Origin of the sequence: Chitinimonas sp., from assembly GCF_036568685.1 — a bacterium.
Classification (GTDB): Bacteria; Pseudomonadota; Gammaproteobacteria; order Burkholderiales; family Chitinimonadaceae; genus Chitinimonas.
Map to the genome: position 1 here is coordinate 54535 of NZ_DATCSC010000136.1, position 16559 is coordinate 71093.

The following is a 16559-nucleotide window of genomic DNA, read 5'->3' on the forward strand; positions in this document are numbered from 1 at the left end:
CTCCTAGGCGATCCGGTGCCCATCGGCGTAGAACATGGTGCGCTCGGGCTGGAAGTCCAGTCGCACCCGCGTGCCTTCGACCGTCTGTTGTTCGGGCAGACGTATCCGTATCGGCTTACCGGCCAGGGTGACGGTCAGGATCTTGCTGGTACCCAGGTCCTCCAGCCGCACCACGTCGGCATCGAGCGCTGCGCTACCGCTGCTCGCCAGGCGGATGAATTCCGGCCGTATGCCCAGCATCAGCGGCTTGCCTACCTGGGCCAGGCGGACCGCAAGCGCTGGGGCCAGCGGCATCGATTGCTCGCCCAGCCGGATCGATTCGCCGTTGAGCTCGCAAGGCAGCAGATTCATGCCCGGGCTACCGATAAAGTGGCCAACAAAGGTATGGGCCGGCTCCTCGAACAAGGCCTGTGGCGTACCCATCTGCACCACCTCGCCTTCGTACATGACTACCACCTGGTTGGCGAAGGTCAGCGCCTCGATCTGGTCATGGGTGACGTAGATCAGCGAGAGCTTGAGCTGCTGGTGGATGCGCTTGAGCTGACGCCGCAGCAGCCACTTCACATGCGGGTCGATCACGGTCAGCGGCTCGTCGAACAGCACCGCCGCCACATCCTTGCGCACCAGGCCTCGGCCCAATGAGATGATCTGCTTTTCCTCGGCCGAAAGGCCGCTGGCTCGGCGCCTGAGTTCGCCACTCAGGTCCAGGATCTCGGCGATCTCCTGTACCCGGCTGCGTACTTCAGGTTCCGGCAGCTTGCGGTTGCGCAGCGGGAAGGCCAGGTTGTCGAACACGGTCATGGTGTCGTAGATGACCGGGAACTGGAAAACCTGGGCGATATTGCGTTTCTCCGGTGGCAGCTGGGTGACGTCACGGCCGTCGAACAGCACGCTGCCTTCGCTTGGGGTCAGAAGGCCGGAGATGATGTTGAGCAGGGTGGTCTTGCCGCAGCCGCTGGGGCCCAGCAGGGCATAGGCGCCGCCATCCTCCCAGACCATGGTTTGCGGTTGCAGCGCATATTGCTCGCTGCCAGGGTAGCGGTGGCCAAGGCCATTGAGTTCGATACGTGCCATGGCTAAGCCCCTACGCTGGCGGCGTTGGCCGCGAGAATCAGCCCACGATCAGGTGAGCCGGCCAGTCGACCTTGTTGGTCGAAGGCGAACACGTCGCCGGGGTGGAGGTAGATCTCTACATGGCTGCCCGGGTCGAGGTCACAGACGCCAGGTAGCTGCGCCACCCAATCCGCACCAGCCTGCTTGAGGTGCAGATAGGTATCCGAGCCGCTGATCTCGGCCAGTTCCACCTCGCACTGCAAGGCCACCTCGCCGCTGCGCTCGGGACGCAGGCGCAGATGGCTGGGGCGCACACCCAGCGTATATTGGCCGGCGGGAAGGGCAGTGAGATGCGGCCCCAGCGGGAGCACCAGCCCACCCGCCAGTCGCGCTTCGCCAGTGCCGGCGGGAATATGGGCCGGCAGCAGATTCATGGGTGGATCACTGAAGACTTGGGCGACCCGCTGGGTGGCGGGATGGTGGAAGACTTCCAGCGTGGGGGCGAACTGCAGCAAGCGACCTTCGTCCAGCACGGCGGTATGGCCACCCAAAAGCAGTGCCTCGTGGGGTTCTGTGGTGGCGTAGACCACCGTGGTGTGGCCGTCGGCGAACAAGTCCTTCAGTTCGGCGCGCAGCTCTTCACGCAGCTTGTAATCGAGGTTGACCAGCGGCTCGTCGAGCAGCAGCAAAGGTGCCTGCTTGACCATGGCGCGGGCCATGGCGGTACGTTGCTGCTGGCCGCCGGAAAGGGCGCTGGGCAGCCGGTCCAGCAGATGGGCGATGTGCAGCTTTTCGGCTACCGCTTCCACCCGCGTCTTGATTTCCTGCGGGCTCAGCTTGCCCGCCAACCGCAGGGGGGAGGCGATATTCTCGAAGACGGTAAAGGAGGGGTAGTTGACGAATTGCTGGTAGACCATGGCGAGGTCGCGGCGGCGTACAGAAACGCCGGTCACGTCGACGCCATCGACCAGCACCCGGCCGCCGCTAGGTCTGTCCAGGCCCGCCATCAGCCGCATCAGCGTGGTCTTGCCGGCACGCGTCTGGCCCAACAGCACATTGATCTTGCCGGCTTGCAGGTTCAGGTCGAGCGGATGGATGTGCACGTCCGCACCGGCCAGCTTGCTGATGCCGTCCAGTTTAAGCTGCATTGCGAGTTGTCTCCGTTGGGAGCCACTAACAAAACCTTCTGTCCTTGTTGTGCAAGCTTGCCGTACCACTCGTACTGTCAGCGCTTGCACGCCTGAATGTGCTTGTCGGTGCTTCAGCACCTTACAACCACGGCCCCCTCTTTACGGGGAAGCCGGAAGGCTTTGTTAGTGGCTCCTCTTCTTTTTGGTTGCCACGCCCTTATCGATGGGCTTTGTGGTCTGTTTACAGCGTGAAATCCGCAGCCATACGGCCACGCCCCTATAACTTAGCCGTTTGTGAGGGAGGTTTGATCGTATATTTTCGATTCTGTCGTGTTTACAACATGGCGTTGCAACCAGGCATCCAGCGTTGCTTCGCCACCCTTGGGTACGTGCAGGCCCAGCTTGCTACGGCGCCACAGAATATCGGCCGCGCTGCGGGCCCATTCATGTTGCTGCAGGTAATGGATCTCTGCGGCGTAGAGTCCTGGCAGCACGGCCTCGCCCAGCTCGGCCAGCGAGCCGCGGCCGGCCAGCAGCTTTGGTAGGCGGCTGCCGTAGCCGCGTGCATAGCGTACCCGCAGTTCTTCCGGCAGCCAGGGGTAGTCCTTACGCAGTTGGATAAGAAAGGCTTCGAAGTCGCCACCAGGCAGATCACCGCCGGGTAGGGTGGCTTTGGCGGTCCAGGGGCCGCTGCCGCGGTTGAGTACCTCCTGCACCATGTCAGCCGCCTCTTCTGCCAGCTTGCGGAAGGTGGTGATCTTGCCGCCGAACACCGATAACAAGGGGGCGGGAGCGTGTTCCAGCGCCAGCTCGTAGTCGCGTGTCACACCGGCTGCGTCGGCCGACTCGTCATCCAGCAGCGGGCGCACGCCCGAGTAGTGCCAGACTACCTGCTCGGGGGCGATGGTGGCCTGGAAGTAACGGCTGGCCATCTCACACAGGTAGTGGATCTCATCCTCGGCAATTGCCACCTGGCCGGCTTCGCCACGGTACTCCACGTCGGTGGTGCCTATCAGGGTGTAATCCTGTTCGTAGGGTATGGCGAAGATGATGCGCTTGTCCGGGTTCTGGAAGATGTAGGCATAGGGGTGGTCGAACAGGCGGGGCACCACGATATGGCTACCCTTGACCAGCCTGACCCGCTTGGCGGCGGGAACCTGCGCCACCTCGGACAGGAATTCACCCACCCAAGGGCCGGCGGCGTTGACCAGCAGGCGTGCAGAGACTTTGCGTTCGGCACCATCTTGTTCGCGCAAGGTGATCGACCAGTTGCCATCGGTCTGTGTTGCACCTGCGCAGGTCGTATGGGTGTGGATCTGGGCGCCGCGCTCGTGTGCGTCCAGCGCGCAAAGCGCAACCAAACGCGCGTCGTCCACCCAGGCGTCGGAGTAGACGAAGCCGCGCTCAAAGCGGCTGTGCAGCGGTAAGCCTGCTTCGTGCCGCCGCAGGTCCACGGATCGGGATGCCGGTAGCAGCTCGCGGTGGGCCAGGTGATCATAGAGAAAGAGGCCGGCCCGTATCATCCATGCCGGGCGCAGATGATGGTCGTGCGGCATCACAAAGCGCAGCGGGCGGATGATGTGCGGCGCAGCGCGCAACAGTACCTCGCGCTCCTGCAGTGCTTTACGCACCAAGCCGAACTCGTAGTACTCAAGGTAACGCAGTCCGCCGTGTATCAGCTTGGTACTGGCCGATGAAGTATGCCTCGCCAGGTCATCCTTTTCGCACAGAAGGACAGTCAGGCCTCTGCCGGCCAGATCGCGTGCGATCCCCGTCCCATTGATCCCGCCGCCGACTACCACGACATCGAACACGCCGGTCTGCACCTCTGCCTCCTTTGTTCATTTGCTTGTGTTTTCTTGTGTCAAATGTATAGGAACGTTTTCGATATTGCCAAGAAAATGTTGTTTATTTTTTCTTTTGTGTTTGTTCCTGTTGCTTTGGCGGCTTCTGATTGGACCAGTCCCCCTGCTTTTGATCATTGCGGGTGCTTGTTATTGCCGTTGGTTCGACTTGGATTTGCGAATTTGTTGTAAACGGGTCGAAAAAGGAAAATGTGCTATGTTGGCTGCATCCAGGTGCTAGGCGCCTTCAATACAGGGAGTGGGAGTGAATCCAAGGCAGATGTCGCTGCTGACGTTGGTGCGAGATCGGGGTTTTGTCTCGGTGGAAGAGCTGGCGAACCATTTCGGCGTCACCATGCAGACCATACGCCGCGATGTGAGCCAGCTGGAGGAGGAAGAACTGCTGCGGCGCTACCATGGTGGGGTAGGGTTGCCATCTAGCGTACAGAACATTGCCTACCCCCAGCGCCAGGTACTCAATAGCGAGGCCAAGCAGCGCATCGCGGCGCGGGTGGCGCAGGAGCTGCCCAATGACAAATCACTGTTCATCAATATCGGTACCACTACCGAGGCCGTGGCGCTGGCCTTGCAGCAGCACCGTGGCCTGCATGTCGTGACCAACAACCTGAACGTGGCCATGACCCTGTCGACCAATGCCGCTTGCGAGGTCATCGTGGCTGGTGGAGTGGTACGCCCGCGTGATCGCGGCGTGGTGGGGGAGGCGACCATAGACTTCATCCGCCAGTTCAAGGTCGATATCGGCATCATCGGCGTCTCCAGCATCGAGGCGGATGGGACCTTGCGCGATTTCGACTACCAGGAGGTCAAGGTCGCCCAGACTATCATCGAGCAATCGCGGCAGATCTGGCTGGTGGCCGACCATACCAAGTTTGGTCGCGAGGCCTTGGTGCGCCTGGGGCATCTGTCGCAGGTGGATTGCCTGTTTACTGACGAGCCCTTGAGTGCGCATCTGGCGCATGCGCTACGGGAGGCGGGTACCCAGGTCTTCGTGGCGGGCGAGGCGTCACAGCCGGCCGAGGATTGAATCCGGCGAGCCGGGGTGAAAACAATAAAAAAGGGCGAACCGCGGTTCGCCCTTTTTCTTGCCTGCGCGGGGATTAGCCCAGCAGGTGTGCCACGCCGGCGCGCTCTTCTTCGAGCTCGGCCAGGGTGAAGTCCATGCGCTCACGCGAGAAGGCGTCGATTTCCAGGCCTTCGACACGCTTGTACTCGCCATTCGCGCAGGTGACCGGCACGCCGTACATCACACCTTCGGGGATGCCGTAGGAGCCATCGGACGGGATGCCCATGGTGACCCACTTGCCATTGGTGCCCAGTACCCAGTCACGGATGTGGTCGATGGCAGCATTGGCAGCCGAAGCGGCCGAGGACAGGCCGCGGGCTTCGATGATGGCGGCGCCACGCTTGCCGACCTTGGGAATGAAGGTGTCCTTGTTCCAGGCTTCGTCGTTGACCTTGGCCTTGAGCGACGCGCCGCCTGCGGTGGCGAAGCGGTAGTCGGGGTACATGGTCGGGCTGTGGTTGCCCCAGACGACCAGGTTCTCGATGTCGGCCACGGCCACGCCAGCCTTGGCAGCCAGCTGGCTCAGGGCACGGTTGTGATCCAGGCGCAGCATGGCGGTGAAGTTCTTGGCCGGCAGATCCGGGGCCGACTTCATGGCGATATAGGCATTGGTGTTGGCGGGGTTGCCGACGACCAGCACCTTCACGTCACGGCTGGCGACCTTGTTCAGGGCGGCGCCTTGCGCAGTGAAGATCTTGGCGTTTTCGAGCAGCAGATCCTTGCGCTCCATGCCGGGGCCACGTGGGCGGGCGCCAACCAGCAGGGCAACGTCCACATCCTTGAATGCGACTTCTGCATCATCGGTACCAACAACGCCGGCCAGCAGCGGGAAGGCGCAGTCTTCCAGCTCCATGATCACGCCCTTGAGCGCGGCCTGGGCCTTCTCCATGGGTAGTTCCAGGAGTTGCAGGATGACAGGTTGGTCCTTGCCCAGCATTTCGCCAGAGGCAATGCGGAACAGCAGGCTGTAGCCGATCTGGCCGGCTGCGCCGGTAACGGCAACGCGAACGGGTTTCTTCATCGTGGGGCTCCTGGAGCTTCGTAGGTAGGGAGGGTCTTCTGACTGGCTGGTTGGTGCACAAGTTCATGATGCAGTACAGCAATCGACTTGAGTCTAGCATCACAAGCCACTGAAATCACCCGGATTGCCGCAAATTGCCCGCTTTGTGCGTTTGCTGTCTTATGTCTTATATAAGACCGTAATAGACATGCCGCGCGGGTAGGCGTATAAAGCGCAAAATCCCAAGGGTTTATACAGTTCATGTCCGTTGTCTCTGGCCGCTCTTCAGCCGAATTGCCCGGTCGCCAGCCGCTCTATGCCCAGGTGCGTACCCGCATCGTCGCGGGTATCGAGCAAGGCGAGTGGGAAGCTGGCGAGCTGCTACCCAGCGAGCTTGAGCTGGCCGAGCGCCTGGGCGTGAGCCAGGGTACGGTGCGCAAGGGGCTCGATAGCCTGGTGGCCGAGGGTGTACTGCTACGCCGGCAGGGGCTGGGTACCTTTGTGGCGCTGGCCGAGGACGATTGGGGTAAGGCCGGATTGCCGGCCGGTTCGCGCCCGCTCGATACTTCGCTCGAACTGCTCGCCTGCGCGCGCGCCAATGCGGGTGAAGATGCGGCGGCGGCACTGGGGCTGCGGCGCGGCGGCAATGTACTGACCGTGAAGCGCTTGGTGCGGGTGGCCGGCGAGCCCTTTGCGGTAATCGATAGTTTTGTGGCGGCTGAGCGTTTCGATGGTCTGGATGCTCGCCGTATCAAGCAGGCCAATTGCAATCTGCGCACGGTATGGTGGCGCGAGTTCGGCTTGCGGGTGGTTTCCAACCCGCCCCAGTTCCGTGCCGGTGTGGCCGGTCGGGAAGAGGCGAGGTTGCTGGGTGTTTTGGAAGATATGCCGGTCCTGGAGGTGGCGCGTGTCGCCAGCGGCCTGGATGGCGAACCGGTGGAATGGTCGGTGCTGCGTTGCAGGACGGACCAGTATGTCTACCGCGTGTAGGAGTGCGACGGCCAAGCCGGGAGGCTGCCGGGCAACAGGGTGGAGTCGGTCGGTAATGGCAAATCACTTTGCTACAATCGAAAGACTTTGCCTCACCCGAGGTTAAGCCTCCGGGATGGTGGTGCGAAATGGAGCGCACCACTGGAATTAAACAAAAAGGATTGCGTCATGGAGAAAGCACGGCCTAAGCACTTGGATCTTCCCAAGATAAGGTTACCGATACCGGGCATCGTCTCGATCTTGCACCGCGTCAGCGGCATACTCATGTTCCTCGCCATCCCAGTCATGCTGTGGCTGTTGGCCGGTTCGCTCTCCAACGAGGCGCGTTACGACGCCTTCCGCGGCTTCATTTCCTACCCCATCGTCAAGCTGGGCCTGATCGCAGTGCTGTGGGCCTATCTCCATCACGCCTGTGCCGGCATCCGCTTCCTGCTGCTGGATGTGCACAAGGGCCTCGAGCTGCAAACTGCCCGCGCCACCGCCAAGGCCGTCATGATCGTCAGCCTGGTACTCACTGCCGTTATCGGAGGTCTGCTGTGGTAAATCGTCACGTCATCGGTGCCCACTACGGCCTGCGCGACTGGCTGCTGCAGCGTATTACCGCTGTGATCATGCTGGTCTACACCATTGGCCTCGTGTTCTTCCTGTTCGCCGCCGCGCACGCCAGTTTCGAAGGCTGGCGCGCCTTGTTCGCCAATACCGGCGTCCGCGTCCTCTCCACTGTTACCGTCATGGCGCTGCTGCTGCACGCCTGGGTCGGTGTCCGCGATATCTGGATGGACTACATCCAGCCGCTGGCCATCCGCCTGACCATGCATGTGCTGACCATCCTCTGGTTGCTGGTCAGCTTCGTCTACGCAGTTAAAGTGTTGTGGGGTGTGTAATGGCGAACGTCGCTAAACGTCAATTCGATGCGGTGATCGTCGGTGCCGGTGGCGCTGGCATGCGCGCCGCGCTGCAGCTGTCCGAGGCCGGTCTCAAGACCGCCGTGCTGTCCAAGGTATTCCCGACCCGTTCGCACACCGTGGCGGCACAGGGTGGCATTTCCGCTTCGCTGGGCAACGTCCAGGAAGATAAGTGGGAATGGCATATGTACGACACCGTCAAGGGTTCCGACTGGCTCGGCGACCAGGACGCGATCGAGTTCATGTGCAAGACCGCGCCCGAGGCCGTGATCGAGCTGGAACACTTCGGCATGCCGTTCGACCGCGTCGAATCGGGCCGTATCTATCAGCGCCCCTTCGGTGGCCATACCGCCAACTTCGGCGAAAAGCCGGTGCAGCGTGCCTGTGCCGCCGCCGACCGTACCGGTCACGCACTGCTGCATACCCTGTACCAGCGTAACGTCCGCGCCAACACCCAGTTCTTCGTCGAATGGATGGCGCTGGACCTGATCCGCGACGCCGACGGTGACGTGGTGGGTGTGACCGCCCTGGAAATGGAGACCGGTGAGGTCTACATCTTGCATGCCAAGGCCGTGCTGTTCGCGACCGGTGGTGCCGGCCGTATCTACGCCGCCTCGACCAATGCCTTTATCAACACCGGTGACGGCCTGGGCATGTGTGCCCGTGCCGGCATTCCGCTGGAAGACATGGAGTTCTGGCAGTTCCACCCGACCGGCGTGGCCGGCGCTGGCGTGCTGATCACCGAAGGTGTGCGCGGCGAGGGCGGTATTCTACTGAACGCCAACGGCGAGCGCTTCATGGAGCGCTATGCCCCGACCCTGAAGGATCTGGCCCCGCGTGACTTCGTGTCCCGCTGCATGGCGCTGGAAGTGCTGGAAGGCCGTGGTGCCGGTAAGAACAAGGACCACGTGCTGCTCAAGCTGGACCACCTGGGCCCCGAGGTTATCAATCACCGCCTGCCCTCGATCCGCGAAATCGCGATCAAGTTCGCCGGTGTCGATCCGATCAAGGAACCGATCCCGGTGATCCCGACCACCCACTATCAAATGGGCGGCATCCCCACCAACTACCTCGGCGAAGTCATGGTGCCGCAGGGCGACAACCCGGAAGTGCGCGTCAATGGCTTCTACGCCGCCGGCGAGTGCGCCTGTGCCTCGGTGCACGGTGCCAACCGCCTGGGTACCAACTCGCTGCTCGACCTCGTGGTCTTCGGCAAGTCGGCCGGCGACAGCATGATCGACTTCATCCGCCGTGAGCGTCCCACTCACAAGCCGCTGCCTGACAACGCTGCAGACTTCAGCCTGTCGCGCATTGCCCGCCTGGAGAACCAGACCGGTGGCGAAGAGGTGAACGTGGTTCGCGAAGCCATGCAAAAGACTATCCAGCTGCGCGCCGGCGTGTTCCGCAACAGCGAGAACATGGCCCTGGGCGTCAAGGAAATCGCCGAAGTGGCCGAGCGCGCCAAGCGCACCCAGATCAAGGACAAGTCCAAGGTCTGGAACACTGCCCGCATCGAAGCGCTGGAGCTCGACAACCTGATCGAAGTGGCCGTTGCCACCATGATCGCGGCCGAAGCCCGTAAGGAATCGCGCGGCGCGCACTCGCACGACGACTACGAGAAGCGTGATGACGAAAACTGGATGAAGCACTCGCTGTTCTATAACAGCGACCGCCACCTGTCCTACAAGCCGGTGCACACCAAGCCGCTGACCGTCGATTACATCCCGCCGAAGGAGCGTACGTTCTAAGCGGACGTACTGGAGCCCAGACTATGAAGATGCAATTCAAGATCTACCGCTACAACCCGGATGTCGATGCCAAGCCGTATATGCAGGACATCGAGGTGGAGCTGGAACCCAGCGACAAGAAGTTGTTGGATGCCCTGGTGCGCCTGAAGACGGTGGATGACAGCCTGTCCTTCCGCCGCTCCTGCCGCGAAGGCGTGTGTGGTTCGGACGCCATGAACATCAACGGCAAGAATGGCCTCGCCTGCGTGACCGACATCGCCGGTCTCAAGCAGCCGGTCGAGATCCGCCCGCTGCCCGGCCTGCCGGTCATCCGCGACCTGATCGTGGACATGACCCAGTTCTTCAAGCAGTACAACTCGATCAAGCCGTACGTGATCAACGACACGCCACCACCTTCGCACGAGCGCCTGCAAAGCCCGGCTGACCGCGAAGAGCTCGATGGCCTGTACGAGTGCATCCTGTGCGCCTGCTGTTCGACCTCCTGCCCGTCGTTCTGGTGGAACCCTGACAAGTTCGTCGGCCCGGCCGGTCTCTTGGCTGCCTACCGCTTTATCGCCGATACCCGCGATACCGCGACCAACGAGCGCCTGGACAACCTGGAAGACCCGTACCGGCTGTTCCGTTGCCACACCATCATGAACTGCGTGGATGTGTGCCCGAAGCATCTGAACCCGACCAAGGCGATCGGCAAGATCAAGGAACTGATGGTCAAGCGTATTGCCTGACCGGAGACTCACCGAGATGCATACCCAAGCGGATAAGAACCGACTCCGCTGGCGTTCCCGGCGGGGACTGCTGGAACTGGATCTCGTGTTCGAGCTTTTCCTCGAACACGACTTCGACCAGTTGTCCCCGGCCGAGCTGGACGTCTACCAGGACCTGTTGATGCTGCCGGACGTAGATTTGCTGGAATTGGTCGATGGCAAAACCGTCACCGACGATCCACGCTTCGTGCCCATCCTGACGAAGCTCCAGCACTGGCAGGTTCTGAAGAATCAACAATAATGCTGCTTAGTTCGAGGCCATGGCGCACCAGAAGTCGTTGCGCTGGCGGTTTACCCGAAATCCAATCAGGAGCACTTTTTCATGGCTGATACACCCAATACCGTTACGCTGTCCTACAACAACGGTCAGAGCAGCATCGAACTGCCAGTTCTGAAGGGCACGCTGGGTCCGGACGTCGTCGACATCCGCGCCTTCGGCAAGACCGGCATGTTCACGCATGACCCCGGCTTCCTGTCGACCTCGAGCTGCGAATCCAAGATCACCTTCATCGACGGCGACCTGGGCCAGCTGTACTACCGCGGCTACCCCATCGAGCAACTGGCCGAGAAGAGCGACTACCTGGAAGTCTGCTACCTGCTCTTGAACGGCGAACTGCCGACCGCGGAGCAGAAGAAGAACTTCGACTACACCGTCATGCGCCACAACATGCTGCATGATCAGATCCACAACTTCTTCCGTGGCTTCCGTCGCGATGCTCACCCGATGGCCGTCATGGTCGGCGTGGTGGGTGCCCTGTCGGCCTTCTACCACGACTCGTTGGACATCAACGACCCGCGTCACCGCGAGGTAGCTGCCTTCCGCCTGGTTGCCAAGCTGCCGACCATCGCCGCCCAGGCCTACCGCTACAACCGCGGCCTGCCGCTGAGCTACCCCAAGGCTGGCCTGACCTACGCCGAGAACTTCCTGTACATGATGTTCTCGACCCCGGTCGAAGAGTACAAGGTCAACCCGATCACCGCCCGCGCGCTGGATCGCATCTTCACCCTGCACGCCGATCACGAGCAGAATGCCTCGACCTCGACCGTCCGCCTGTCGGGCTCGTCGGGTGCCAACCCCTTCGCCTGTATCGCTGCCGGTATCGCCTGTCTGTGGGGCCCGTCGCATGGCGGCGCCAACGAAGCCGTGCTGAAGATGCTGGACGAGATCGGCGACGTGGCCAATGTGGCTGACTTCATGCAAGGCGTGAAGGACAAGCGTTACAAGCTGATGGGCTTCGGCCACCGCGTGTACAAGAACATGGACCCGCGCGCCGCCATCATGAAGCAGACCTGCGACGAAGTACTGAACGAACTGGGCCTGCACAACGACCCGAAGTTCAAGCTTGCCATGGCGCTGGAAAAGATCGCCCTGGAAGACCCGTACTTCATCGAGCGCAAGCTGTACCCGAACGTCGACTTCTATTCCGGCATCGTGCTGTCGGCCATCGGCATTCCGGTCTCCATGTTCACTCCGATCTTTGCCCTGGCACGTACCGTGGGCTGGATCTCGCACTGGAGCGAGATGATCGCCGACCCGGCCATGAAGATCGGCCGTCCGCGTCAGCTCTACACCGGTGCGCCGCGTCGCGACTACGTCGAGATCGCGAACCGTAAGTAAGGCTGTCGGCGCACATCGGGCAAACCCCGGTGTGCGCCTTTCTCCAGCCGCTGTTTGTCGCAATCGTCTCGCCCAAGCGAAAAGCAAAAACGCCATAGGCCACATCACCATGATGCAAGCATTCCAAGCCCAGTCCCATCTGTTCGGCGGCAACGCGCCGTTCATTGAGGACCTGTACGAGCAATACCTCGCCGACCCGCTCACGGTGCCCGAAGAATGGCGGGACTATTTCGACAAACTGCAGCAACTGCCCGGCGCCACCGACCGCGACATTCCGCGCGCGGCCATCGAGGAATCCTTCATCCAGCAGGCCAAGCAGCCGCGTACCGGTGGCGTCAGCGCCGCTGCGCAGAGCGAGGCCATGAAGAAGCAGGTTGCCGTGCTGCGCCTGATCCAGGCATACCGCATCATCGGCGCCCGCTACGCCAACCTGGATCCGCTCAAGCGCTTTGACCAGCCCCTGCTCGAAGAGCTGGACCCGGCCTACTACGGCCTGGTCGACGCCGACATGGCCATGACCTTCGACTGCGGCAATCTGGTCGGGCCTGAGCGCGATACGCTCGCCAATATCCTGGCCCGCCTGAAGCAGACCTACTGCGGCAGCATCGGCCTCGAATATATGCACATCACTACCTCGGAGCAGCGCCACTGGATCCAGGAGCGCTTCGAGTCGGCCCGTTCCACCCCGGGCTTCAGCCGCGACAAGAAGTTGCGCGTACTCAAGCAGATCACCGCTGCCGAGACCCTCGAGCGCTATCTGCATACCAAGTACGTCGGCCAGAAGCGCTTCTCGCTGGAAGGCGGCGAGAGCATGATCGCCGCGCTGGACCACCTGGTGCAGACTTCGGGCGAACACGGCGTACAGGAAATGGTGATCGGCATGGCCCACCGTGGCCGCCTGAACGTGCTGGTCAACACCCTGGGCAAGCTGCCGCGCGACCTGTTCTCCGAATTCGAAGGCAAGTACAGCTACGACCTGCCTTCGGGCGACGTGAAGTACCACATGGGCTTCAGTTCCGACATCCCGACCCCGGGCGGTCCTGTGCACGTCTCGCTGGCCTTCAACCCGTCACACCTGGAAATCGTCAACCCGGTGGTGGTTGGCTCGGCCCGCGCCCGCCAGCAGCGCCGCGGCGACCGTACCGGCGCCCAGGTACTGCCGGTGCTGCTGCACGGTGACTCGGCCTTTATCGGCCTGGGTACCAACCAGGGTACCTTCAACCTGTCGCAGACCCGTGGCTACGGCGTGGGCGGCACGGTGCACATCGTCATCAACAACCAGATCGGCTTCACCACCAGCGACACGCGCGATACCCGCTCCTCGCTGTACTGTACCGACATCGCCAAGATGATCGAAGCGCCGATCTTCCACGTGAACGGCGATGATCCGGAAGCCGTTTGCTTCGTGGTCCAGGCTGCCCTGGATTTCCGCCGCCAGTTCAACCGCGACGTTGTCATCGACCTGGTCTGCTTCCGCAAGCTTGGCCACAACGAGGGCGATGACCCGATGTTGACCCAGCCGATGATGTACAAGCGCATTGCCAAGCACCCTGGCGTGCGCAAGATGTACGCCGACCGCCTGGTAGCCGAGGGCCTGCTGAGCGCGGACGAAGCCGATGGCCTGATCAAGGCCTACCGCGCCGCGCTGGACAAGGGCGAGCATGTCGAGCAGACCACGCTGACCGATTTCAAGCGTAGCTTCGCCATCGACTTTGGCGCCTTCAAGGGTACCCACTGGGCTCACCCGACCGATACCACCCTGAGTGCTGCCGAGATCGGCCGCCTGGCCGAGAAGGCCACCAAGGTGCCGGAAGACTTCAAGCTGCACCCCACCGTCGAGAAGGTCTTGGCTGCCCGTCGCGAAATGGCGGCCGGCAAGCAGAACATCGACTGGGGTATGGCCGAAATCCTGGCCTACAGCTCGCTGCTCGAGAAGGGTTACGGCGTTCGTATCTCGGGTGAAGACTCGGGCCGCGGTACCTTCAGCCACCGCCACGCCGTGGTACACGACCAGAACCGCGAGAAGTGGGATGCCGGCGTACACGTGCCGCTGCGCAACCTGAGCGAGAACCAGGGCAACTTCCTGGTGATCGACTCCATCCTCAACGAGGAAGCCGTGCTGGCCTTCGAATACGGCTACAGCTCCTCGGCCCCGGACGAACTGACCATCTGGGAAGCCCAATTCGGCGACTTCGCCAACGGCGCTCAGGTGGTGATCGACCAGTTCATCACCTCTGGCGAGACCAAGTGGGGCCGGTTCTGTGGCCTGACCATGATGCTGCCGCACGGTTATGACGGCCAGGGTCCTGAGCACAGCTCGGCCCGCCTGGAGCGTTACCTGCAGATGTGTGCCGAGCACAATGTGCAGATCGTCATGGCGTCCGAAGCCAGCCAGATCTTCCACGTACTGCGCCGCCAACAACTGCGCCCGTACCGCAAGCCGCTGATCATCTTTATGTCCAAGCGCCTGTTGCGTTACAAGGACTCGATGAGCCCGCTGGAAGACTTCACCCAGGGCGGCTTCCGTCCGGTGATCGGCGATACCGTCGTGACCGATGCCAAGAAGGTCAAGCGCGTGCTGGTCTGTGCCGGTCAGGTCTACTACGACCTGCACAACGCCCGCGTCGAGCGTGACCAGAAGGACATCGCCATCGTGCGCGTCGAGCAGCTCTATCCCTTCCCGACCGATGAACTCAAGGCTGAGCTGGGTAAGTACAGCGGCGCCAAGGAGATCATGTGGGTGCAGGAAGAACCGAAGAACCAGGGCGCCTGGCACCAGATCCGCCATCGTCTGGAAGCTTGCATGTCGGCCAAGCAGACTCTGCTGTACGCAGGCCGTCCGTCGTCCGCCTCGCCGGCCGTTGGCTACATGAGCAAGCACACCGCCCAGCTCAAGGCCTTCGTCGATGAAGCGACCACGCTGAAGTAAGCAGTCCATCCAAAAGAGTGAACACCCGGCCGCCTTGTGCGGCCGGTTGGTACGTTAAAAACCCGAGTCAGGCCGATACTACGGAGCCGAAAACATGCTGATCGAAGTCAAAGTCCCCCAACTGCCCGAATCTGTTTCCGAAGCCACCCTGGTGAGCTGGAAGAAGAAGGTCGGCGAGTACGTCGAGCGTGATGAGAACCTGATCGACCTGGAAACCGACAAGGTGGTGCTTGAGCTGCCCGCCCCACAGGCCGGCGTGATCGTCAGCCTGGTCAAGGGTGACGGCGCTACCGTGGGTAGCGGCGAGCTGATCGCCACCATCGATACCGAAGCCAAGGCTGGCGCTGGTGCCGCTGCCGCTCCGGCTGCCGCCCCCATCGCCCAGGAACCGACCCGTGTTGCCGCCGCTGCTGCCGCTGCCGGCGTGCCCGAGAACGCCATTGGCTTCGGCACCGCTGTCATGCCGGCCGCCAAGAAGGCTGCCGCCGACGCTGGTGTCGACACCAGCAAGATCCAGGGCAGCGGCCGTGATGGCCGTGTGCTGAAGGAAGACGTGGTGGCTGCTGCGAATAAGCCGGCTGCTGCTCCCGCCGCCAAGGCCACCCCGGCACCGGCCGTGGCCGTGCCGCTGGGCGACCGCTCCGAGCAGCGCGTCCCCATGTCGCGCCTGCGTCAGCGCGTTGCCGAGCGCCTGGTGGAGTCGCAATCCACCGCCGCCATCCTCACCACCTTCAACGAAGTGAACATGAAGCCGGTGATGGAGCTGCGTAACAAGTACAAGGACAAGTTCGAGAAGGAACACGGCATCAAGCTGGGTTTCATGGGCTTCTTCGTGAAGGCCGCCGTGCACGCCCTCAAGAAGTACCCGATCGTGAACGCCTCGGTCGATGGTAACGACATCGTCTACCACGGCTACTACGACATCGGCGTGGCCGTTGGCAGCCCGCGCGGTCTGGTGGTGCCGGTCATCCGTAACGCCGACCAACTGAGCCTCGCGCAGATCGAGAAGCAGATCGCCGACTTCGGCAAGCGTGCCCAGGAAGGCAAGCTGACCATCGAAGAACTGAGTGGTGGTACCTATACCATCTCCAACGGCGGTACCTTCGGTTCGATGATGTCCACCCCTATCATCAACCCGCCGCAATCGGCCATTCTGGGCATGCACGCCACCAAGGAGCGCGCCATGGTCGAGAACGGTCAGGTCGTGGTCCTGCCGATGATGTACTTGGCCCAGTCCTACGATCACCGCATCATCGACGGCCGTGAAGCCGTGCTGTCGCTGGTGGCGATCAAGGAAGCCATCGAAGACCCGGCCCGCCTGCTGCTGGATATCTAAAACGCCCTGCGTCGCCGAGCGACCGCCTGTCATACGATGACCTGCGGTCGCCTCGGTGCCACCAGTTTCCTACCCAGAGGTTCCCATGTCTCAACAATTCGATGTGGTCGTGATCGGCGGTGGCCCCGGCGGTTACGTGGCTGCTATCCGCGCAGCCC

The 16559-nt window shown here is 62.1% G+C and carries 14 protein-coding genes; 10 read left to right on the forward strand and 4 right to left on the reverse strand.

Annotated features, from left to right (window positions below):
* Positions 1 to 3: 3 nt before the first annotated feature.
* From VIM95_RS19945 to glpD, 3 genes are all read right to left on the reverse strand, one after another.
* Positions 4 to 1074 (reverse strand): ABC transporter ATP-binding protein, encoded by a 1071-nt coding sequence (locus VIM95_RS19945; protein WP_331989232.1) that lies wholly within the window; start codon positions 1072 to 1074, stop codon positions 4 to 6.
* Positions 1075 to 1076: 2 nt separating this feature from the next.
* Entirely contained in the window at positions 1077 to 2201 is a 1125-nt protein-coding gene (locus VIM95_RS19950) for an ABC transporter ATP-binding protein (RefSeq protein ID WP_331989234.1), read from the reverse strand.
* A gap of 266 nt (positions 2202 to 2467) precedes the next feature.
* Positions 2468 to 4009 carry a glycerol-3-phosphate dehydrogenase gene (gene glpD / locus VIM95_RS19955; RefSeq protein ID WP_331989236.1) on the reverse strand — a complete coding sequence of 514 codons (1542 nt, stop codon included), beginning with the start codon at positions 4007 to 4009 and terminating at the stop codon, positions 2468 to 2470.
* A gap of 277 nt (positions 4010 to 4286) precedes the next feature.
* On the opposite strand from glpD, the gene VIM95_RS19960 reads away from it, so the two are divergent.
* Entirely contained in the window at positions 4287 to 5072 is a 786-nt protein-coding gene (locus VIM95_RS19960) for a DeoR/GlpR family DNA-binding transcription regulator (RefSeq protein ID WP_349258188.1), read from the forward strand.
* Positions 5073 to 5145: 73 nt separating this feature from the next.
* On the opposite strand, the gene VIM95_RS19965 is transcribed toward VIM95_RS19960, so the two are convergent.
* Complete coding sequence (locus VIM95_RS19965) at positions 5146 to 6132, reverse strand: malate dehydrogenase (RefSeq protein ID WP_331989240.1); 987 nt, start codon at positions 6130 to 6132, stop codon at positions 5146 to 5148.
* A 240-nt stretch (positions 6133 to 6372) separates the two neighbouring features.
* On the opposite strand from VIM95_RS19965, the gene VIM95_RS19970 reads away from it, so the two are divergent.
* From VIM95_RS19970 to odhB, 9 genes are all read left to right on the forward strand, one after another.
* On the forward strand, positions 6373 to 7101 hold the full coding sequence (locus VIM95_RS19970) for a GntR family transcriptional regulator (protein WP_331989242.1): 729 nt from the start codon (positions 6373 to 6375) through the stop codon (positions 7099 to 7101).
* 168 nt (positions 7102 to 7269) lie between these two features.
* Positions 7270 to 7644, forward strand: a complete 375-nt coding sequence (sdhC, locus tag VIM95_RS19975; protein ID WP_331989244.1) for a succinate dehydrogenase, cytochrome b556 subunit — start codon at positions 7270 to 7272, stop codon at positions 7642 to 7644.
* A complete protein-coding gene (gene sdhD / locus VIM95_RS19980; protein ID WP_331989246.1) occupies positions 7638 to 7985 on the forward strand; it encodes a succinate dehydrogenase, hydrophobic membrane anchor protein in 348 nt (115 codons plus the stop codon). The genes sdhC and sdhD overlap by 7 nt, the downstream gene beginning before the upstream one ends.
* The gene (gene sdhA / locus VIM95_RS19985; protein ID WP_331989248.1) at positions 7985 to 9754 is read left to right on the forward strand and encodes a succinate dehydrogenase flavoprotein subunit; all 1770 of its coding nucleotides are present in this window, start codon (positions 7985 to 7987) and stop codon (positions 9752 to 9754) included. Before sdhD ends, sdhA begins: the two co-directional genes overlap by 1 nt.
* Positions 9755 to 9783: 29 nt before the next feature.
* Positions 9784 to 10479, forward strand: a complete 696-nt coding sequence (locus VIM95_RS19990) for a succinate dehydrogenase iron-sulfur subunit (RefSeq protein WP_331989258.1) — start codon at positions 9784 to 9786, stop codon at positions 10477 to 10479.
* 16 nt (positions 10480 to 10495) lie between these two features.
* The gene (locus VIM95_RS19995; RefSeq protein ID WP_331989250.1) at positions 10496 to 10759 is read left to right on the forward strand and encodes a succinate dehydrogenase assembly factor 2; all 264 of its coding nucleotides are present in this window, start codon (positions 10496 to 10498) and stop codon (positions 10757 to 10759) included.
* Positions 10760 to 10840: 81 nt separating this feature from the next.
* A complete protein-coding gene (gltA, locus tag VIM95_RS20000; protein ID WP_331989252.1) occupies positions 10841 to 12136 on the forward strand; it encodes a citrate synthase in 1296 nt (431 codons plus the stop codon).
* Positions 12137 to 12245: 109 nt separating this feature from the next.
* Positions 12246 to 15065 carry a 2-oxoglutarate dehydrogenase E1 component gene (locus tag VIM95_RS20005; protein WP_331989254.1) on the forward strand — a complete coding sequence of 940 codons (2820 nt, stop codon included), beginning with the start codon at positions 12246 to 12248 and terminating at the stop codon, positions 15063 to 15065.
* Between the two features lie 94 nt (positions 15066 to 15159).
* A complete protein-coding gene (odhB, locus tag VIM95_RS20010; protein WP_331989256.1) occupies positions 15160 to 16401 on the forward strand; it encodes a 2-oxoglutarate dehydrogenase complex dihydrolipoyllysine-residue succinyltransferase in 1242 nt (413 codons plus the stop codon).
* Positions 16402 to 16559: the final 158 nt, after the last annotated feature.